The 18,931-nt window shown below is 72.1% G+C and carries 15 protein-coding genes; 9 read left to right on the top strand and 6 right to left on the bottom strand.

The window, feature by feature from the left end; translation table 11 throughout:
* Positions 1–348 precede the first annotated feature (348 nt).
* The 3 genes from OG521_17415 to OG521_17405 all read left to right on the top strand — a co-directional run bounded on the left by OG521_17415 (position 349) and on the right by OG521_17405 (position 6,021).
* On the top strand, positions 349–1,275 hold the full coding sequence (locus OG521_17415; GenBank protein WUW22475.1) for a DUF3027 domain-containing protein: 927 nt from the start codon (positions 349–351) through the stop codon (positions 1,273–1,275).
* A 610-nt stretch (positions 1,276–1,885) separates the two neighbouring features.
* The gene (locus OG521_17410) at positions 1,886–5,092 is read left to right on the top strand and encodes a molecular chaperone Hsp90 (GenBank protein ID WUW26714.1); all 3,207 of its coding nucleotides are present in this window, start codon (positions 1,886–1,888) and stop codon (positions 5,090–5,092) included.
* Positions 5,093–5,277: 185 nt separating this feature from the next.
* Positions 5,278–6,021 carry a calcium-binding protein gene (locus OG521_17405; GenBank protein WUW22474.1) on the top strand — a complete coding sequence of 248 codons (744 nt, stop codon included), beginning with the start codon at positions 5,278–5,280 and terminating at the stop codon, positions 6,019–6,021.
* Between the two features lie 23 nt (positions 6,022–6,044).
* Here the strand turns inward: OG521_17405 and OG521_17400 are convergent, their stop codons facing one another.
* The gene (locus OG521_17400) at positions 6,045–8,522 is read right to left on the bottom strand and encodes a cation-translocating P-type ATPase (protein WUW22473.1); all 2,478 of its coding nucleotides are present in this window, start codon (positions 8,520–8,522) and stop codon (positions 6,045–6,047) included.
* 135 nt (positions 8,523–8,657) lie between these two features.
* Positions 8,658–8,942, bottom strand: coding sequence for a DUF2530 domain-containing protein (locus OG521_17395; GenBank protein ID WUW22472.1), 285 nt, complete (start codon positions 8,940–8,942; stop codon positions 8,658–8,660).
* A gap of 185 nt (positions 8,943–9,127) precedes the next feature.
* Here OG521_17395 and OG521_17390 point away from each other — a divergent pair, with 185 nt between their 5' ends.
* Positions 9,128–10,582, top strand: a complete 1,455-nt coding sequence (locus OG521_17390) for an NCS2 family permease (GenBank protein ID WUW22471.1) — start codon at positions 9,128–9,130, stop codon at positions 10,580–10,582.
* 39 nt (positions 10,583–10,621) lie between these two features.
* Here OG521_17390 and OG521_17385 read toward each other — a convergent pair whose 3' ends face one another.
* Positions 10,622–10,828, bottom strand: a complete 207-nt coding sequence (locus tag OG521_17385; GenBank protein ID WUW22470.1) for a BrnA antitoxin family protein — start codon at positions 10,826–10,828, stop codon at positions 10,622–10,624.
* Positions 10,829–10,973: 145 nt separating this feature from the next.
* Between OG521_17385 and OG521_17380 the strand changes: the two genes are divergently transcribed.
* The 3 genes from OG521_17380 to thpR all read left to right on the top strand — a co-directional run bounded on the left by OG521_17380 (position 10,974) and on the right by thpR (position 13,502).
* Positions 10,974–11,414, top strand: a complete 441-nt coding sequence (locus OG521_17380) for a MarR family transcriptional regulator (protein ID WUW22469.1) — start codon at positions 10,974–10,976, stop codon at positions 11,412–11,414.
* 95 nt (positions 11,415–11,509) lie between these two features.
* Complete coding sequence (locus OG521_17375; protein ID WUW22468.1) at positions 11,510–12,844, top strand: MFS transporter; 1,335 nt, start codon at positions 11,510–11,512, stop codon at positions 12,842–12,844.
* Positions 12,845–12,938: 94 nt separating this feature from the next.
* On the top strand, positions 12,939–13,502 hold the full coding sequence (thpR, locus tag OG521_17370; GenBank protein WUW22467.1) for an RNA 2',3'-cyclic phosphodiesterase: 564 nt from the start codon (positions 12,939–12,941) through the stop codon (positions 13,500–13,502).
* 121 nt (positions 13,503–13,623) lie between these two features.
* Here the strand turns inward: thpR and OG521_17365 are convergent, their stop codons facing one another.
* Positions 13,624–14,400, bottom strand: coding sequence for an alpha/beta hydrolase (locus OG521_17365; GenBank protein ID WUW22466.1), 777 nt, complete (start codon positions 14,398–14,400; stop codon positions 13,624–13,626).
* A gap of 90 nt (positions 14,401–14,490) precedes the next feature.
* On the opposite strand from OG521_17365, the gene OG521_17360 reads away from it, so the two are divergent.
* Positions 14,491–15,015, top strand: a complete 525-nt coding sequence (locus tag OG521_17360; protein WUW26713.1) for a PadR family transcriptional regulator — start codon at positions 14,491–14,493, stop codon at positions 15,013–15,015.
* 63 nt (positions 15,016–15,078) lie between these two features.
* Positions 15,079–16,077, top strand: coding sequence for an aldo/keto reductase (locus tag OG521_17355; GenBank protein ID WUW22465.1), 999 nt, complete (start codon positions 15,079–15,081; stop codon positions 16,075–16,077).
* A 37-nt stretch (positions 16,078–16,114) separates the two neighbouring features.
* Here OG521_17355 and OG521_17350 read toward each other — a convergent pair whose 3' ends face one another.
* Together OG521_17350 and pip are read right to left on the bottom strand one after the other, a co-directional pair.
* A complete protein-coding gene (locus OG521_17350) occupies positions 16,115–17,806 on the bottom strand; it encodes a serine/threonine protein kinase (GenBank protein ID WUW22464.1) in 1,692 nt (563 codons plus the stop codon).
* A gap of 144 nt (positions 17,807–17,950) precedes the next feature.
* Positions 17,951–18,928, bottom strand: coding sequence for a prolyl aminopeptidase (gene pip, locus OG521_17345; GenBank protein ID WUW22463.1), 978 nt, complete (start codon positions 18,926–18,928; stop codon positions 17,951–17,953).
* Positions 18,929–18,931 lie beyond the last annotated feature (3 nt).

Below are 18,931 nucleotides of genomic sequence, written 5' to 3'. Positions count from 1 at the left end.
CGGGTGAGTGATCGGGCAGGTCGCAGGGGGTGCGGCGGCCCGGATCAAGAGGGCAGCGGAGCGCGCTTCCCGCGCAATACGGTGTCGGATACGGCGTCGTTTGGGACGGGCAGGTGGGCGGGGAGCGGCGGAGAGGGTAGCGTGCGTAGCGCGCCACCGGCGGTTGTTCTTGGCCGCGCGCCTCTCGGCGATCCCGCAGAATGGATCGAAGAAGGTGCGCCCGAGGCAGGCACAACGGGTGTGGACGTCGACGCGGCCCCCAGGTCCGCTCCGCCCGCAACCGAATGGCCGAAATCGATGGATGTGCTGGCGCGCTCGTGAGACTGGCGTAGGAGAGAAGCGAGACCTGTGAGTGCTGCGACGACGCGAAGCCGTACGGCCCGTACCCCCGTTCCCGACCGTCTGTGCGCCGAGGCGGTAGACCTCGCCCGCGCGGCGGCCGAGGAAGCGGCCGCGCCCGGGGTGGTGGGCGAGCATGTGGCCGTGATCCCCGAGGGGGACCGGGTCGTCACGCACTACTTCGAGTGCAAGGACCCGGCCTACCGGGGCTGGCGCTGGGCGGTGACGGTCGCCAGGGCCTCCCGCGCGAAGAACGTCACGCTGGACGAGACGGTCCTGCTGCCGGGCACCGACGCGCTGCTCGCGCCGGAGTGGGTGCCGTGGAGCGAGCGGCTGCGGCCGGGCGACATGGGGCCGGGCGACCTGCTGCCCACCGAGGCGGACGACCTGCGCCTGGAGCCGGGCTACACCGGCGAGGACGAGGTGCCGCCGAACTCCGCGGTCTCGGGCGAGCTGGCCGACCTCGTCGAGTCCGAGGACGCGGAACTGACGACGCGCCCGGAGCCGCCGCGCCGCGGTTCGATCGCGGCCGTCGCGGACGAGCTGGGCATGCGGCGTGCGCGGGTGCTGTCCCGGTACGGGCTGCACGCGGCGGCCGACCGCTGGGACGAGGGCTTCGGCGCGAAGACGCCGATGGCCCAGGCGGCCCCGGCGACGTGTGTGTCGTGCGCCTTCCTGGTGCCGCTCGCGGGTTCCCTGAAGCAGGCCTTCGGGGTCTGCGCGAACGAGTTCGGTCCGGCGGACGGGCACGTGGTGTCCCTGTCGTACGGCTGCGGTGGGCATTCGGAGGCCGCGGTGATGCCGAAGCCGCCGAAGCCGGCGCCGCATGCGCTGGACACGATGCAGGTGGACGAGTACCCGCTGCGACCGGCGCGGGACTCCGGCTCGGTGCCGGCGGAACCGGACGCCCCGGCGGCGGACCTCGGCCACTCCTGAGGCGGGGCCCTTGGGCGGGCGGCAGCGTGCGCCTTCCGTGCCCCGGTCCTTGGTGCGGGGTTCCGTCCTCAATCGCCGGACGGGCTTGTTGGTGCGGGTTCCCCGCGACCCGGGGCGCCGTTCCCCGGTGGGTGGGGGTCCGGTGCCCCTCCGGGGCGTCTCCTCAAACGACGAACGTTTCCAGTCCCACGCGAACGAACCCCGGTATCCGTTCGTCGTCCTGCGGGGACTCCCCTGCACGGCCCCGGACCCGGCCGCCGAGCGTCTGCGGCAGTCGTTTCGTCGGTGTTCAGACGCACGCGAGAGTGGGTGGGGGCGTGCAGGGGCGTCCCCGCAGAAAAATGGCGTAATACCCGGCCCCCGCAACGTCTCCGGTTGCCACGCCAGTTTTTGAGGAGACGCCCCGGAGGGCCCCCACCCCCACCCACCGGGCAGGCGCCCCCGGGTCGCGGGGCACCCGCACACAAGCCCGTCCGGCGATTGAGGACGGAACCCCCAGCCACGAAACCCCGCACCGGCGAAGAGCCGGTAGCTTCGGGCGCACAATGGGCAGCGCTGGGTACGCGTAACCGGATCCAGGGACCACGGATGAGGGAGTCACGGCGTGAGCATGAATGCGACCGAGGGGGCCGACCCGTTCGGGACCGCACGGCTGCGACGCGGCGTGCTCGATGCCTGGGGCGCCGGCCCCGCCCGCTTCCGCGAGGACGCCAACGCCGAGGAGGACCTCGCGCTCGGCGGCTACCGCGACCGCCTCGTCGTCGAGCTGGCCCAGAACGCCGCCGACGCCGCCGCCCGCGCCCGCGTGCCCGGCCGGCTCCGGCTGACCCTGCGCCCGGCGACCGCGACCGCCCCGGCGGTCCTCGCCGCCGCGAACACCGGCGCCCCCCTGGACGCCACCGGCGTGGAGTCGCTGTCCACCCTGCGGGCCTCCGCCAAGCGCGAGGGGCACGAGGGGGCCGTCGGACGGTTCGGCGTCGGGTTCGCCGCCGTGCTCGCGGTGAGCGACGAACCGGCCGTCGTCGGCCGGCACGGCGGCGTCCGCTGGTCCCTCGCCGAGGCCCGCGACCTCGCCCGCGAGGCGGCCGTCGGCAGCCCCGGCCTAGGCGACGAGCTGCGCCGCCGCGACGGACACGTACCGCTGCTGCGGCTCCCGCTGCCCGCCGAGGGCACCGCCCCCGACGGCTACGACACCGTCGTCGTCCTGCCGCTGCGCGACGGCGTCGCCGAGGACCTGGTGGGCCGGCTGCTCGCCGCCGTGGACGACGCGCTGCTGCTCACGCTCGGCGGCCTGGACGAGATCGTCATCGAAACCCCGGACGCCGTACGGACGTTGCGCCGCGCGCAGCACGGCCCGTACACGCACGTCGAGGACTCCGCGCACGGCACGAACCGCTGGCGCACCGTCACCCACCACGGCCCCGTCGAGCCCGCGCTGCTGGCCGACCGTCCGCTGGAGGAACGGCTGCGCCCGCACTGGTCGGTGACCTGGGCCGTGCCCGTGGACGCGGAGGGCGCCCCGGTCCACCCCCGTACCGCCCCCGTCGTGCACGCCCCGACGCCCACTGACGAACCCCTCGGCATCCCGGCGCTGCTCATCGCCTCGCTGCCGCTGGACACCACCCGGCGCCACCCCGCGCCCGGCCCGCTCACCGACTTCCTGGTGCAGCGCGCGGCCGACGCGTACGCGGAACTGCTCGCCGACTGGCAGCCGGTGACCGTCGCCACGATCGGGCTGGTGCCCGGACCGCTCGGCAAGGGCGAGCTGGACGGTGCGTTGCGGGGTGCCGTGCTGGAGCGGCTGCCGCGCGTCGCGTTCCTGGAGCCCGCCGCCCCGCGCGACCCCGCCGCCGAACCCGACCGGTGGGACGACTGGGACGCGGGCGTCGGGAGCGCCCGCAAGGCCACCACCGCGCTGCGGCCGATCGAGGCCGAGGTGCTGGAGGGCGTCGGCGCCGAGACGGTCGCCGTGCTCGCCGAGGTGCTGCCCTGCCTGCTGCCGGCGGGGCTTGAGCGCCGCAGCGAGCTGCGGACGCTCGGCGTCGCGCGCGTCCCGCTGACCGAGGCGATCGACCGGCTCGCGGGTCTGGAGCGCGACCCCGGCTGGTGGCGGCGGCTGTACGACAGCCTGGCCGGTGTCGACCCGGACCGGCTCTCCGGCCTTCCGGTGCCGCTCGCCGGAACGGAGTCGCCGGGCCCGGACCCGGAGGCCCCGGCCGTCCCCCGGACGACGATCGGCCCCCGGCAGATCCTGCTCCCGCTGCCCGACGCGCTGACCGGCCCGGTCCTGGACCGGCTCGGCCGGCTCGGCCTGAAGGTCGCCCATCCGGACGCCGCGCACCCGCTCCTGGAGAAGCTGGGCGCCCTGCCCGCCACCCCGCGCGCCGTGCTGACGACCCCGCAGGTGCGGGCCGCCGTCGCCGGTTCTCTGGACGCGGGCGAGATCTGGGACGAGGACGCGCTCGACGGCGACGAGCTCGTGGAGACCGTCCTGACCCTGGTCCGGGACGCCGACCTGACACCCGGCGACGAGCCCTGGCTCGGCGCGCTCGCCCTGCCCGACGAGGACGGCGAGCTCGCACCGGCCGGGGAACTCGTGCTGCCCGGCAGCCCGTTCGCCGCCGTCATGCGCGAGGGTGAACTCGCCCACTGCGACGCGGACCTGGCCGCCCGCTGGGGCGAGCAGGCGCTCACCGCGTGCGGGGTGCTCGCCACGTTCGCGCTCGTCCGGGCCACCGACGTGGTGCTCGACCCGGACGAACTGGAGCCCCGCGACGGTGACTTCGCCGAACCCGACGACGCCGGACTGCTGGACGCCGTCGACGTGTGGTGCGAGGACATCCTCGACCAGCTGCCCGACACCCCGGTGCCGCCGGTCGCCACCGAACTCGTCGCCGTCCGCGACCTCGACCTCGTCGACGACGACGCCTGGCCGCAGGCGCTCGCCCTCCTCGCCCAGCCACCGCTGCGCGACGCGCTGACCCAGCCGGTGCGCGTGCTGCTCCCGGACGGCACGACGCAGTCCGTGCGCCCCTACACGGCGTGGTGGCTGCGCGACCACCCGGTGCTGGACGGCCGCCGCCCCGCCGGTCTGCGCGCCCACGGCGGCGATCCCCGGCTCGCGGGCCTGTACGACTCCGCCGACGCGACCGGTTTCGACGACGCGCAGGTGCTGCGCGCCCTCGGCGTGCGGACCTCGGTCGCCGCGCTGCTGGACGAGCCCGGCGGTGCGGCCGAACTCCTCGGCCGGCTCGCGGACGAGGAGCGCCCGGTCTCTCCCGTACAACTGCACTCCCTGTACACGGCGCTGGCCGACCTCGACCCGGAGCAGGTCACGCTGCCCGACGAGCTGCGGGCCGTCGTCGACGGCGAGGTGCGGGTCGTCGACGCGGCGGACGCGATGATCGCGGACGCCCCGGACCTGCTGCCGCTGACCGGGGGTGTGGCACTCCTGCCGGTCGCCCCTGCCAACGCGGCGGAGCTGGCCGATCTCTTCCAGGTGCGGCGGCTCGGCGAGAGCGTCGAGGCGGCGGTGACGACCGAGGGCGAGGAGCACCGGGTCCCGGAGCCGGTCCGCATCCTGCTCGGCGCCGGCACCCCGGACACGTACGTCGAGCACGGCGAACTGCGGGCGGGCGGCGTCGAACTGGACTGGCGCCGCACCCCGGACGGCGTCGTCCACGCCTCGACCCTGGAGGGCGTCGCCGCGGGCCTGGCCTGGGCGGCCGGTCAGTGGCCGCGCCGCTTCGAGGTCGCGGCCCTGTTGGAGGACCCGTCCCGCACGGAGGAACTGGCCCGGGACCGCTGGTTCGACTGACGGCCGGGACGCTTCCCGGCCCGCCGCGGGCGGACCGATATGGGCGGCCTCCGCAAAATCTTCATACTCTCGCACAACCCTTCACATGTGTTCCTCGTCTGGTCTGTCGAGTCACCGACTCGACAGACCGACCGGCCCCAGCCGTCCGCCCGCGGACCGGGGCCCTTTCCTCCGGGGACACACACATGCGCATGCGCACCTCTGCCGCCGTCGCGATCGGCGCCCTGGCCCTGACGGCCCTCGCCGTGCCGGCCGCCCAGGCCGACGGCGGCTACGGCGACACCGCCATCACCAAGGTCACGGTCAACGGCGGCAAGAACGTGGTCGTCGGCACGAGCCTCGTCAAGAAGTTCACCGTGTCCGTGACCGCCAGGGACGACTCGGGGATCGCGGCAGCCGACATCTCCCTGCACGGACCGGGGTTCGGCTACCTCGACACGAGCAGCACCCGCTGCTCCGGCAGCACCTGCACCGCGACGTTCACGGTCGACCCCAAGGTCGACCTCATGTACTCCAACGACTACGCCGGCACCTGGTACGTCGACGCGTGGGTGGACGCCCAGGACGGCGACTACATCTGGACGCAGAAGGCCCGCTCCTTCAAGTTCCAGCGGGCGGCGACGCAGAGCGTGAACGCCTCCCCCGAGCCGGTGAGGAAGGGGAAGACCCTCACCGTCACGGGCAAGCTGGCGCGGGCCAGCTGGGACGACTTCAAGTACCACGGCTACACCGCCCAGTCGGTCAGGCTGCAGTTCTGCAAGAAGGGCAGCAAGACGTACACCACGGTGAAGACGGTGAAGACGAACAGCACCGGCAGCCTGAAGACCACGGTCAAGGCCTCGGCCGACGGCTACTGGCGCTACAGCTTCGCCGGTACGGCCACCACCCCGGCGGCGACCTCCGCGGCCGACTTCGTCGACGTGAAGTAGCCCGCGCGCGCCGGTGCTTCCCGCTACACCGGGAAGCGCCGGCCCACCAGGCGCCAGGTGTACTCCAGGGCGACCGAGGCGACCACGGCGATGCCCACCGCCGTCCACGGCATCGTGGTGCCCACCAGCTTCAGGGCGAAGAAGTCCTGGAGCCACGGCACCACGAGCACGACCAGGAACGCCAGGCCCATCGCGGCCACCAGGCAGATCCGCCACCAGGTGTAGGGGCGGGCGATGATCGCCAGGACCCACATCGAGACCAGGAACAGCGTGAGGGTCGCCGCGCTGGTCTCCGCGTCGAGTGCGCCGGTGCCGGAGTAGTGGTGCCGGGCGATCAGGTACATCACGAAGGTGGCGGCGGCCGCGATGGTGCCGGACGGGATCGCGTACCGCATGACGCGGCGCACGAAGTGCGGATGGGCCCGCTCCTTGTTGGGGGCCAGCGCCAGGAAGAACGCCGGGATACCGATCGTCAGCGTCGACAGCAGCGTCAGATGGCGGGGCAGGAACGGGTACTCGACCTGGAAGCAGACCACCAGGACGGCCAGCAGCACCGAGTACACGGTCTTCGTCAGGAACAGGGTGGCGACCCGGGTGATGTTGCCGATGACGCGGCGCCCCTCGGCGACGACGGACGGCAGCGTCGCGAAGCTGTTGTTCAGCAGCACGATCTGGGCGACCGCGCGGGTCGCCTCCGAGCCCGAGCCCATCGAGACGCCGATGTCGGCGTCCTTCAGGGCGAGAACGTCGTTGACGCCGTCGCCCGTCATCGCGACGGTGTGGCCGCGCGACTGGAGGGCGGCGACCATCTCCCGCTTCTGCTGCGGGGTGACCCGGCCGAAGACCGTGTTCTCCTCCATGGCGGTGGCCATCGCGTCCGGGTCGGTGGGCAGCTTGCGCGCGTCCAGGGTGTGTTCGGCGCCCGGCAGCCCGAGCTTCGCGGCGACGGCGCCGACCGAGACGGCGTTGTCGCCGGAGATCACCTTCGTGGCGACCCGCTGGTCGGCGAAGTAGGCGAGGGTCTCCCCGGCGTCGGGCCGCAGCCGCTGCTCCAGGACGATCAGCGCGCCCGGCGCGGCCCCGGCGGCGATGTCCGGTGCGTCCAGCTCGCCCCGCACCCGTGCCAGGAGCAGCACCCGCAGGCCCTGTTCGTTGAGCTGCTCGATCTCGGTGAGCGTCGGGTCGGCCTCGGGCAGCAGCACGTCGGGGGCTCCCAGCAGCCAGGAAGACGACCGCCCCCCGCCCTCGTCGAACGCGGCGCCGCTGTACTTGCGGGCCGAGGAGAACGGCAGGGCCTGGGTGACGTCCCAGCTCTGCCCGTCGGGGGACGGGTACGCGTCGATGATGGCCTGGAGGCTGGCGTTGGGCCGGGGGTCGGAGGCGCCGAGCGCGCCCAGCACCCGGTGCAGGTACGCCTCGTCCGACCCGTTCAGCGCGCGGACCTCGGTGACGTCCATGCCGCCCTCGGTGAGGGTGCCGGTCTTGTCGAGGCAGACGACGTCGACCCGGGCCAGGCCCTCGATGGCGGGGAGTTCCTGGACGAGGCACTGTTTGCGCCCCAGCCGTACGACTCCGATCGCGAAGGCGACCGAGGTGAGCAGGACCAGCCCTTCCGGGATCATCGGGACGATGCCGCCGACGGTCCGGGCGATCGAGTCCTTGAAGTTGTTGTCCTTGACGACGAGCTGGCTGATGATCAGGCCGATCGCGGTCGGGATCATCATCCAGGTGACGTACTTGAGGATGGTCGAGATGCCGCTGCGCAGCTCGGACTGGACGAGCGTGAAGCGGGAGGCCTCCTCGGCGAGCTGTGCGGCGTAGGCCTCGCGGCCGACCTTGGTGGCGGTGAAGGCGCCGCCGCCCGCGACGACGAAGCTGCCGGACATGACGGGGTCGCCGGCCCGTTTCAGCACCGGGTCGGCCTCGCCGGTGAGCAGGGACTCGTCGATCTCCAGGCTGTCGGCCTCGGCGACGGCGCCGTCCACCACGACCTTGTCGCCGGGGCCGAGTTCGACGAGGTCGCCGAGGACGATCTCGGAGGTGGAGATCTCGGCGGCCACGCCGTCGCGGCGCACCGTGGGTTTCGCCTCGCCGATGACCGCGAGGCTGTCCAGGGTCTTCTTGGCCCGCCACTCCTGCACGATGCCGATGCCGGTGTTGGCGATGATCACGAACCCGAACAGGCTGTCCTGGATGGGCGCGACGAACAGCATGATCACCCAGAGCACGCCGATGATCAGGTTGAACCGGGTGAAGACGTTGGCGCGGACGATCTCGGTCACGGACCGGGAGGAGCGCACGGGCACGTCGTTGACCTCGCCCCGGGCGATCCGCTCGGCGACCTCGGCGGCGGTGAGCCCGCGGCCGTCGGCGGGCAGCTCGACCGGGTGGACCGGGTCGAGCTCGGAACCGGCGTCGATCAACACCGGCCGGTCGGCGCCGGGAGGTCCTGAGGAGCCGTCCGGCTCATCCCCTGAGGGGTCGGGTGCCCGCTGAGTCATGGTTCCGACGGTACGGGCGGAACGTCCGGTTCACCCGCCGGGGGGCCGGAAGATCAGACCGGGGGAGGAGGCGAATGGTCCCGTGGCAGTACGGCCCCGGTGCGGGCGTCCCCGCACGGGTGGTGGTGCCGGGTCTCAGGCGGTGGCGCCCGGGGTCTCCGCGGAGTCGTCGCCCGCGGCGGCGGCGCGCTTGAGTGCCGCGTCGCGGCCCCGTACGTACCAGATGCCGATCAGTCCGAGCCCCGCACCGGCCAGGCAGGTCCACACCCACCACAGGTGTCCGTGGTCGTCGAACCAGCCGTAGAAGGGGAGCTGGACCAGGAAGAGGACGAACCAGAGGATCGTGCCGCCGGTGATGGTCGCGACGACCGGCCCCTCCAGGGGCTCGGGTGCCTCGTGCTTCGGTGTCCACTTCGCCATGCCGCCAGTGTATGCGGCGCGTACGTAAAGGCCGTCGGGCCAGTCGGCCCAAGGGTCTACGCGCGGAGATAGCGATCTTCGCCTTATGTATTCATACTGAATCTGCTTACGACTGTCTCGAATTATTCGTGTGAACGTCCAAAGCTGACCGCATTTACCCCCTCTACGTACGACTGAGGTCATACATGTCCCCCTCGGCCACCGCTCCGGTCGACTCCACCCCGCCTCCGTCCCCCGGGTCCGCCGGCGGCCTGGACGGTTTCTTCAAGATCTCCGAGCGGGGGTCGTCGGTCGCGCGTGAGATCCGCGGCGGATTCGCGACCTTCTTCGCGATGGCCTACATCATCGTGCTGAACCCGATCATCCTCGGCAGCGCGAAGGACATGTACGGCCACCAGCTCGACAGCGGCCAGCTGGTCACCGCGACCGTGCTGACGGCGGCGTTCTCCACGCTCCTCATGGGCGTCATCGGCAACGTGCCGATCGCGCTGGCCGCGGGCCTCGGCGTCAACACCGTCGTCGCCCTCCAGCTCGCCCCCCGGATGAGCTGGCCCGACGCGATGGGCATGGTCGTCCTCGCCGGCATCGTGGTCATGCTGCTGGTCGCGACCGGGCTGCGCGAACGCGTCATGAACGCCGTACCGACCTCGCTCCGCAAGGGCATCGCGATCGGTATCGGCATGTTCATCCTGCTGATCGGTCTGGTCGACTCGGGCTTCGTCTCCCGCATCCCGGACGTCGCGCACACCACCGTGCCGCTCCAGCTCGGCAACGACGGTCACCTCAACGGCTGGCCGGTCCTGGTCTTCGTCCTCGGCGCGCTGCTCACCCTCGCGCTGATCGTCCGCAAGGTGCCGGGCGCGATCCTGATCTCCATCGTGGCGATGACGGTCGTCGCGCTGATCATCGACGCGATCGCCGACCTGCCGGGCGCGGCCTGGGGCCTGACGGTGCCGGAGTGGCCGGGCAATCCGGTCGCCTCGCCGGACTTCGGGCTGATCGGCGACGTCAGCCTGTTCGGCGGCTTCGACAAGGTCGGTGTCCTCACCGGTGTCCTGTTCGTCTTCACCGTGCTGCTGTCCTGCTTCTTCGACGCGATGGGCACCATCCTCGGTGTCGGCGACGAGGCCAAGCTGACGGACAAGGACGGCAACTTCCCCGGCATCAACAAGGTGCTGTTCGTCGACGGCATCGCGGTCGCCGCGGGCGGTGCGAGCTCCTCGTCCGCCTCGACCTGCTTCGTGGAGTCCACGGCGGGTGTCGGTGAGGGAGCCCGCACCGGCTTCGCGAGCGTGGTGACGGGTCTGCTGTTCACGGCGGCGCTGTTCCTCACCCCGCTGGCGACCATGGTCCCCTCGCAGGCGGCCACTCCGGCGCTGCTGGCGGTCGGCTTCCTGATCATCGCGGGCTCGGTCCGGGACATCGACTGGAGCGACTACACGCTCGCGATCCCGGCCTTCCTCGCCATGGTCATGATGCCGTTCACGTACTCGATCACCAATGGCATCGGCATCGGCTTCATCGCGTTCTGCGTGCTGCGGCTGGCCGCCGGCCGCGGTCGCGAGGTGCCGGTCGCCATGTACGTGGTGTCGGCGGTCTTCGTCTTCTACTACGCGATGCCGGCGCTCGGCCTCACGTGATCCCCGGGGTACGCGGGCACCCGGCCCGGGAGGTCTCCGTCAGGTGACCTCCTCGGCCCGGGCCCCCTCCGCCCCGTAGAACTTCTCCGTCTCGTCGACGGCCGCCTGGAAGCGCTCGTCGAAGTCGTCGCGAATGAGCGTCCGGACCACATAGTCCTGGACGCTCATTCCGCGTCTGGCGGCGTGCTGCTTGAGCCGGTCGAGCAGCTCACCGTCTATCCGCAGGCTGAGCACTGTCGATCCCATGGCATGCAGGGTTACGTCCCCCGGGCCCGGCGCGCGTGACTTTCCGCAGCCGACTCACTCGTTTGGGTGATCGATTGGTGATTCCGCTCTCGCGCGTGTACCACCGAGTGGTCTTTAGGGTAGGTAATGAGTTACGCTAACAAACATGCCTGACCTGATCCACGACAGCGACAGTGCCGCCGCCGTGAGCTCCCTTCGTTCCGCCGTCATGCTGCTCGGCCGGCGCCTGAAGCACCAGCGCGTCGACGAGTCGCTGAGCCCGACCGAGATGTCGGTGCTCGGCACACTCGCCCGTTGCGGTTCCGCCACCCCCGGTGAGCTGGCCCGCAAGGAGCATGTGCAGCCGCCGTCGATGACCCGCATCGTCGCGCTGCTGGAAGCGAAGGGTCTTGTCAGACTGGAACCGCACCCCGATGACCGTCGTCAGAAGATGGTCAGCCAGACCGAGCAGGCCGAGGCCATGCTCGCGGAGAGCCGCAACAAGCGGAACGCCTGGCTGACCACCCTCGCCGAAGGCCTGGACGAGGACGAGTGGGAGACGCTGCGCAACGCGGCGCCCGTGCTGGAGAAGCTCGCCCACCTGTAGCGGAGCCGGCCGCGCCGGACAGAACCGGCGCACCGCCCCCACCGCCGCATCCTTGTCAGTCAGCGCAATGTCCACGCCCGAGGAGGCGAACCCTTTTGAGTACGGGATCCGGAGCAGACTCCGCCCCCGCACCGACTTCCACCCACGAGAGCAAGCCCGGCGGGACCTTCTCGTCGCTGAAGATCCGTAACTACCGCCTGTTCGCAACCGGCGCCGTGATCTCCAACACCGGTACCTGGATGTCCCGCATCACGCAGGACTGGCTCGTCCTGAGCCTCACCGGGTCCGCCGCCGCCGTCGGCATCACCACGGCACTCCAGTTCCTCCCGATGCTTCTCTTCGGCCTGTACGGCGGCGTCATCGCCGACCGTCTCCCGAAGCGCAAGCTCCTGCTCTTCAGCCAGGCGGCACTCGGCCTGTGCGGGACCGCGCTCGCCGTCCTCACGCTCTCCGGCGTGGTCCAGGTGTGGCACGTCTACCTGATCGCGTTCCTGCTCGGCATGGTCACGGTCGTGGACAACCCGGCCCGCCAGTCGTTCGTCTCCGAGATGGTCGGCCCCGCCCAGCTGCGGAACGCGGTCAGCCTGAACTCGGCGAACTTCCAGTCCGCCCGGCTCATCGGTCCCGCCGTCGCGGGTGTGCTGATCACCTCGGTCGGCAGCGGCTGGGCCTTCATGTTCAACGGACTGTCGTTCCTCGCGCCGCTCGTCGGCCTGATGATGATGCGGACCAGCGAGCTGCACAAGGCCGTCGTCGTGCCGCGTGCCAAGGGGCAGCTGCGCGAAGGCCTGCGGTACGTCTCCGGCCGCCCGGAGCTGATCTGGCCGATCGTCCTCGTCGGCTTCGTCGGTACGTTCGGCTTCAACTTCCCGATCTGGCTGACTGCCTTCGCGGACGAGGTCTTCCACGGCGGCGCCGGGATGTACTCGTTCTTCAACATCCTGATGGCGGCCGGCTCCCTGGTCGGCGCCCTGCTCGCAGCCCGCCGCCGCTCCTCGCGGCTGCGGATGCTGGTGGCCGCCGGTACGGCGTTCGGTCTGCTGGAGATCATCGCCTCCGTCTCGCCGTCCGTCTGGCTGTTCTCGATCCTGCTGGTCCCGATCGGCATGATCGGCCTGACGACCAACATCAGCGCGAACACCAGCGTGCAGATGGCGGCCGACCCGGCCATGCGAGGCCGGGTGATGAGCCTGTACATGATGGTCTTCGCCGGGGGTACGCCGGTGGGCGCCCCGATCGTCGGCTGGATCAGCGACGCGTACGGCGTCCGGACCGGAATGGCGGTCGGCGGGGCGTTCTCGCTGGTGGCCGCGCTCGGTGTCGGCCTCATGCTGGCCCGCGTCGGCGGCCTGCGCCTCAAGGTCGACCTGCGCCCGGGCCGCCCGCACGTGCGGTTCGTCCCGCGCGAGCAGCTGGCGACGGCGGCCTGAGAGCCGCCCGTACGGACGTGACACGGCCCCGCCCGGGGAATCGGGCGGGGCCGTACGCGCAGGACGGCGCGCCGGGTCCTGCCAGACTCGCCGCATGAGACTCTTCGCCGCCGTCCTGCCACCGGCCCCCGCGGTCGAGGAGCTGCGCCGTGCCGTGGTCCGGCTGCGCTCCCTGCCCGGCGCCGACACCCTGCGCTGGACCGGGACCCCGGGCTGGCACTACACGCTGGCCTTCCTCGGGGAGGTCGACGAGGACCTGCTGCCGGACCTGTACGGCCGGCTGGAGCGGGCCGCGCACCGGACCGAGGCGTTCGGGATGCGCGTCCACGGCGGCGGCCGGTTCGACGGACGGGCGCTGTGGGCGGGGGCCGCGGGCGCGCTCGACGCCCTGCGGCTGCTGGCCGAGCGCGCCCACGCCGCCGCGCGCCGGGCCGGGGTACCGATGGAGGAGCACCGCCGCTACACCCCGCACCTGACCCTGGCCCGCAGCCGCGTCCCGGCGGACCTGACCCCGTTCACCGCTGCCCTGGAAGGCTTCGAGGGCCTGCGCTGGGAGGCCGGTGAGCTCAGTCTCGTACGCAGTCATCTGCCGGTGGACGGGGTGCCGGGGGAGCAGCCGCGGTACGAGGTGGTGCGGGCCTGGCCGCTGGGACGGTGAGCGGGGCGGTTACGCTCGACGGGTGGACCCGCAGACCAGAAACCGCATCATGGCCGCCGTGCTCGTGCTGATGTTCGCCGTCGTCGCCGTGGCGGCCGCGGTCGGCTGATGACGGCCCGCCTCAGCTGAACCCCCGCGCCGTCTCCTTCGCGAACGCCCCGGGGTTGTCGAGCATGATGTTGTGCCCGCAGTCCGGGACCGCGATCACGCGTACCCCGCCCGCCGTGAGCGCGTCCTCGCCCGGCAGCGGACCGTCGCTCTCCGGGCGCAGGTACGTCACCGGGATCGGCAGCTCCAGCAGGAGTGCCCGCATCGTCGGCGTCGTCCCGCGCGCCAGGTGGACCGCGCTGCGGTGCAGGGCCTCGGGCCCGGCGAGCCGCATGGTCGACCACCAGTGCGCGCCCACCCGCTCACGGACCTCGTCCCGGCCGTGGGCCAGGAACTCCTCCTCCGTATAAGCGGCGATGCCGCTGCTGCCCGCCGGCGGCACCGGCGACGGGACGACCGGGTCGAGATTCGCGTCCACCAGCACCAGCCGTGCCACCAGGTGCGGGTGGCGGGCCGCGAGGACGATCGCCACCGCGCCGCCCATGCTGTGCGCGACGACTTCCGCGTCCCGGACCCCGGCCGTCTCCAGCGCGTTCGCGACGGCGTCCGCGTGGTCCTCCAGGGTGTAGACGAAGTCCGTGGGCCGGTCGCTGATGCCGAAGCCGAGCAGGTCCATCAGCAGGGCGCGGCCGCCGGCGAGCAGCGGGTGGGTGGCGCTCGCCGTGAAGTAGGGGCCGCTGGAGGCGCCGAGTCCGTGCAGATAGAGCCGGGGCGGCGCGGTGGTGTCGTGGCCCGCGATGTCCACCCACCGGATACGCGCGCCGCCGGCCGTCACCTGTGCGTCCTGCATGTCTCCTCCTCGGATCCCGATTCCTCGTTTAAGTATCGATGGGACTATATATCGATGCCGAGGTATAACGACATGGGGGAAGATACGGGAATGCTGGAACTGGCCATCCTGGGATTTCTGTACGAGCAGCCGCTGCACGGGTACGAACTGAAGCGGCGGGTCGCCCACCTCACCGGCCATGTGCGCCCGATCGCCGACGGCACCCTCTACCCCGCGATCAAGCGGCTGGAGCGCGCCGGCCTGCTCGACCGCCGCACCGAACCCGGCAGCAGAGCCGCGCCCCGGCACACCCTCACCCTCACCGGCGGGGGCCGCGACGAGCTGCTCCGCCGGCTGCGTGAGGCCGGTGATCTGGACATCAGCGACGAGAACCGCTGGTTCACCGTCCTCGCCTTCCTGCGCCACCTCACGGACCCGGCCGAGCAGGCTGCTGTACTGCGCAGACGGCTGACGTTCCTGGAGGAGCCCAGTAGTTTCTTCTACGAGGGGGAGCGGCCGCTCGGCGCCGAGGCGTTCGACGACCCCTTCCGCCGGGGCCTGCTGAGGATCGCCCGCGCGACCAGTGGAGCGGAGCTGGGCTGGCTGGCCGAGACCCTGGCCGGACTGGAGGACTGACCTTCGCGCGGATGTGGACGGGTGCTTGCTTCGAGCGGACTCGAAGGCGTTGGCTTGGGTCCCATGAAGTACACACATCTGGGACGCACGGGACTCGAAGTCAGCCGCCTCGTACTGGGCACGATGAACTTCGGTCCGCAGACCAATGAGCCGGACAGCCACACCATCATGGACGCGGCGCTCGACGCGGGCGTCAACTTCTTCGACACCGCCAACGTCTACGGCTGGGGCGAGAACAAGGGCCGCACCGAGGAGATCCTCGGCACCTGGTTCGCCAAGGGCGGCGACCGCCGGGACAAGGTGGTCCTGGCCACGAAGGTGTACGGGAACATGGCCGCCGAAGGCGACGCCTGGCCCAACCACCACAAGCTCTCCGCGCTGAACATCCGGCGTGCCGTCGACGCCAGCCTCAAGCGGCTCCAGACGGACCACATCGACCTCTACCAGTTCCACCACATCGACCGTGACACCCCGGTCGACGAGATCTGGCAGGCCGTCGACGTCCTGATCCAGCAGGGCAAGATCCTCTACGCGGGCTCGTCCAACTTCGCCGGCTGGAAGATCGCCCAGACCAACGAGACGGCCCGCGCCCGCGGTTCGTTCGGTCTGGTCAGCGAGCAGTGCCTCTACAACCTCGCGGAGCGCCGCGCGGAGATGGAGGTCATCCCGGCCGCGCAGGAGTACGGTCTCGGCGTCATCCCGTGGTCGCCGCTGCACGGCGGTCTCCTCGGCGGCGCGATCCGCAAGGAGAGCACGGGCGGCGGGTCCGCGCGCTCGACCTCCGGCCGGTCCGCCGAGACGCTCGCCGACCCCACGGCCCGGAAGCAGATCCAGGCGTACGAGGACCTGCTCGACAAGCACGGCCTGGAGCCGGGCGAGGTGGGCCTGGCCTGGCTGCTGACCCGGCCGGGTGTCACGGGTCCGATCAGCGGCCCGCGCACGCTGGAGCAGCTGGAGTCCGCGGTGCGCGCGGTCGACCTGGAACTCTCGGACGAGCTGCTCTCCGCGCTCGACGAGATCTTCCCGGGCCCGGGCCCGTCGCCGGAGGCCTTCGCCTGGTAGACCCGGCCGGCCGGGCGGTCCCGGGTGCCGCGCGCACTCAGACCGTCCGGCCGTTCCGGTGCCCGGACGGGGCCAGGATCTGGCCCAGCAGGGCCGCGGTGACGATCCAGATGCCGCAGGCGACGGGCAGCGCGCCGATGGTCTCCAGCGGGGAGCGGTAGGCGAGCATCCCCCAGGCCACGAGGCCGTTGACCCAGCCGCTCATGGACAGGATGAGCGCCGCCCGCGGCGAGAGGCCCAGACGGGCGATGAGCTGGTCCGCGAGCAGCACGCCCAGCGTCAGCGCCGCGAGACAGGCCACGAAGGCGAACCCGATGAAGCGCGTGGAGACCTCGTCCGTCGCCGCCTGGTTCATCGCCGTCCCGGCGATACCGAGCGGCAGAGCGAGCAGGAGCGCGGACACGAACCGGTGGAACAGCGACTTGTCCTGCGGGTCGAAGATGTTGGTGAACCCCTGGGCGGCGGCCATGCCACCCAGCCCGGCGGCGACGGCCCCGAGGAGAGCCGCCTGCGGCCCGGCCGGTGTGCACGTCATCAGGAGCAGCCCCATGACCAGGGCCGTGCCCGCACCGGCGAGCCAGGTGGCCGCGACCGTACGGGTGGAGACCGTGCCGTCGCGCGACGTCCGCCCGGCGATCCGCAGCCGCTCGGGCTCGGTCGCGGGCTGCGGGCCGCCCGGCAGCGGGAACGGGTAGGAGGGCATCGGCTGCGGGAAGGGCGCGGTGGGCGGAGCCGTCGGGTACGCCACCTGCGGGGCGGACAGGACGGGTGCGGCCGGGGCCGGTGCCGCGGGGGATGGGGAGTCGGAGTGCGCGACCGACCCCAGGACGCTCGGGGTGGCCTCGGCCTCGGCGGACGGTGCCGCCCGGCCCGGCCCGGCGGCGATCGCGGCCCGCAGCAGGGCGGCGGTCTCCGCCGCGTCCGCGGGACGCTGATCCGGTTCCTTGGACAGTAATCGCATGACGAGCGCGTCGAGTCCGCCGAACCCGGCCAGCTCCGCCCGCCGGGCGCTCAGTGGTTGCGGGACGTCCCCGAGGTGCTGCGCCAGCACCGCCGTACCGGCACCGGTGAACGGCGGTGCGCCGGTGAGCAGCGTGTGCAGGAGACAGCCCAGGGAGTACAGATCGCTGCGGCTGTCCAGCACGTCGGGCGCCCGGATCTGTTCCGGCGACATGTAGAGCGGGGTGCCGATCACGAAGCCGACGGCGGTCAGGTCGGTACGGGTCATCTCCGCGGCCGTCGACAGCATCCGGGCGATCCCGAAGTCGAGGATCTTGATGGTGCCGGCCGCGGTGAGCAGGATGTTGGCCGGTTTGATGTCACGGTGCACGATGCCTGCCCGGTGCGCGGTCTCCAGCCCCGCGCAGATCTCCACGCCCCACCCCAGCACCTCCTCGGGCGAGGGAAGGTCCGGCTTGCTGCCCTCCAGTACGGCCCCGAGGTCGCGCCCCTGGAGGTGCTCCAGGACGAGGTAGAGGACGCGTTCCCCCGCCACCTGGGCCTCGCCGAAGTCGTGCAGGGTCACGATGTGCGGGCTCGACAGACCGCCGACGACCCGGGCCTCACGGGCGAAACGGGTCGCGGAGGTGTCCCCGTCCGGCCGGGAGAGGACCTTGACCGCGACCTTGCGGCCGATGCGTTCGTCCTCCGCGAGCCAGACCCGCCCCATGCCGCCGGAACCCACCGGTTCCGTCAGCCGGTACCGTCCGTCGAGAACCTCACCACGCATGGTTTCGCGCCCCCCTGCTCAACGTGCGTTGCCCGCCCCGTACATGATGACCCGACAAGCGGCGCGCGGCCCAGCAGATCGCGGTACCCGGCCGATCCGCGCGGGCGGCGCCGCCCTCCGCCGAAACCGTCCGCGTACACCGGTCTACGATCCGCCGAACCGGTCCAGCGCCCCCCGGACCGCCCGGCTCGTCGCCGCCCCGCCCAGATGGCCCGCGTCCTCGATCACGGTCAGTTCCGCGTCCGGCCACGCCTTCGCCAGCTCCCACGCGGTGACCGGCGGCCCGCCCATGTCGAGCCGGCCGTGCACCAGCACCCCCGGGATTCCCGCCAGCCGCCCCGCGTCCCGGATGAGGCCGCCCTCCTCAAGCCACGCACCCTGGGAGAAGTAGTGCGCGCAGATCCGCACCAGCGCCAGTTGGGCCCGGCCCGGCCGGCCGCTGTACGGGGGCGGTCCGGTGTACGCCTCCATGGAGAGCACCGCGTCCTCCCAGGCGCACCAGTCGGCCGTGGCCCGGGCCCGTACCTCCGGGTCGGGGCTCTCCGTCCGCCGGGCGTACGCGGCGAGCACGTCGGGCGTCGCGTCGCTCGCGGCCTCCGGCACCCCGGCACGGAACCGGTCCCACGCCTCGGGGAAGAAGTGGCCCGCGCCCCGGTACAGCCAGTCGATCTCGGAGCGACGGGTCGTCGTGACGGCCGGGATCACGATCTCGCTGACGCGCTCCGGGTGCCGCTCGGCGTACGCGAGGATCAGCGTGGAGCCCCAGGACCACCCGTACAGCAGCCACTTGTCGATGCCCAGCCGCACGCGCAGCCGCTCCATGTCGGCGATCAGATGGTCCGTCGTGTTGAACCGCATGTCGGCGGCCGGGTCGCTCGCGTGCGGGGTGGAGCGGCCGCAGTTGCGCTGGTCGAAGAGGACCACGCGGTAGCGGTCCGGATCGAAGTCCTGCCGGGGAGCGGGCGTGCACCCGGAGCCCGGACCGCCGTGGACCACCAGGGCGGGCTTGCCGGCGGGGTTGCCGCACACCTCCCAGTGGATGAGGTTGCCGTCGCCGACGTCGAGCATGCCCTGCTCGTACGGTTCGATCGGCGGGTACTTCTCGTCGGGCAGGCGTTCCATGCC

This window comes from Streptomyces sp. NBC_01463 (assembly GCA_036227345.1).
GTDB lineage: Bacteria > Actinomycetota > Actinomycetes > Streptomycetales > Streptomycetaceae > Streptomyces.
The sequence above is the reverse complement of the archived record's forward strand: the minus strand, read 5'-3'. Positions and strand labels throughout refer to the sequence as shown.

Excerpts from the sequence above, each read along its gene's own strand:
- OG521_17410 (WUW26714.1), top strand. The coding sequence starts at position 1,886 with ATGAATGCGACCGAGGGGGCCGACCCGTTCGGGACCGCACGGCTGCGA.
- OG521_17405 (WUW22474.1), top strand. The coding sequence starts at position 5,278 with ATGCGCATGCGCACCTCTGCCGCCGTCGCGATCGGCGCCCTGGCCCTG.
- OG521_17400 (WUW22473.1), bottom strand. The coding sequence starts at position 8,522 with ATGACTCAGCGGGCACCCGACCCCTCAGGGGATGAGCCGGACGGCTCC.
- OG521_17395 (WUW22472.1), bottom strand. The coding sequence starts at position 8,942 with ATGGCGAAGTGGACACCGAAGCACGAGGCACCCGAGCCCCTGGAGGGG.
- OG521_17390 (WUW22471.1), top strand. The coding sequence starts at position 9,128 with ATGTCCCCCTCGGCCACCGCTCCGGTCGACTCCACCCCGCCTCCGTCC.
- OG521_17385 (WUW22470.1), bottom strand. The coding sequence starts at position 10,828 with ATGGGATCGACAGTGCTCAGCCTGCGGATAGACGGTGAGCTGCTCGAC.
- OG521_17380 (WUW22469.1), top strand. The coding sequence starts at position 10,974 with ATGCCTGACCTGATCCACGACAGCGACAGTGCCGCCGCCGTGAGCTCC.
- thpR (WUW22467.1), top strand. The coding sequence starts at position 12,939 with ATGAGACTCTTCGCCGCCGTCCTGCCACCGGCCCCCGCGGTCGAGGAG.
- OG521_17365 (WUW22466.1), bottom strand. The coding sequence starts at position 14,400 with ATGCAGGACGCACAGGTGACGGCCGGCGGCGCGCGTATCCGGTGGGTG.
- OG521_17360 (WUW26713.1), top strand. The coding sequence starts at position 14,491 with ATGCTGGAACTGGCCATCCTGGGATTTCTGTACGAGCAGCCGCTGCAC.
- OG521_17355 (WUW22465.1), top strand. The coding sequence starts at position 15,079 with ATGAAGTACACACATCTGGGACGCACGGGACTCGAAGTCAGCCGCCTC.
- OG521_17350 (WUW22464.1), bottom strand. The coding sequence starts at position 17,806 with ATGCGTGGTGAGGTTCTCGACGGACGGTACCGGCTGACGGAACCGGTG.
- pip (WUW22463.1), bottom strand. The coding sequence starts at position 18,928 with ATGGAACGCCTGCCCGACGAGAAGTACCCGCCGATCGAACCGTACGAG.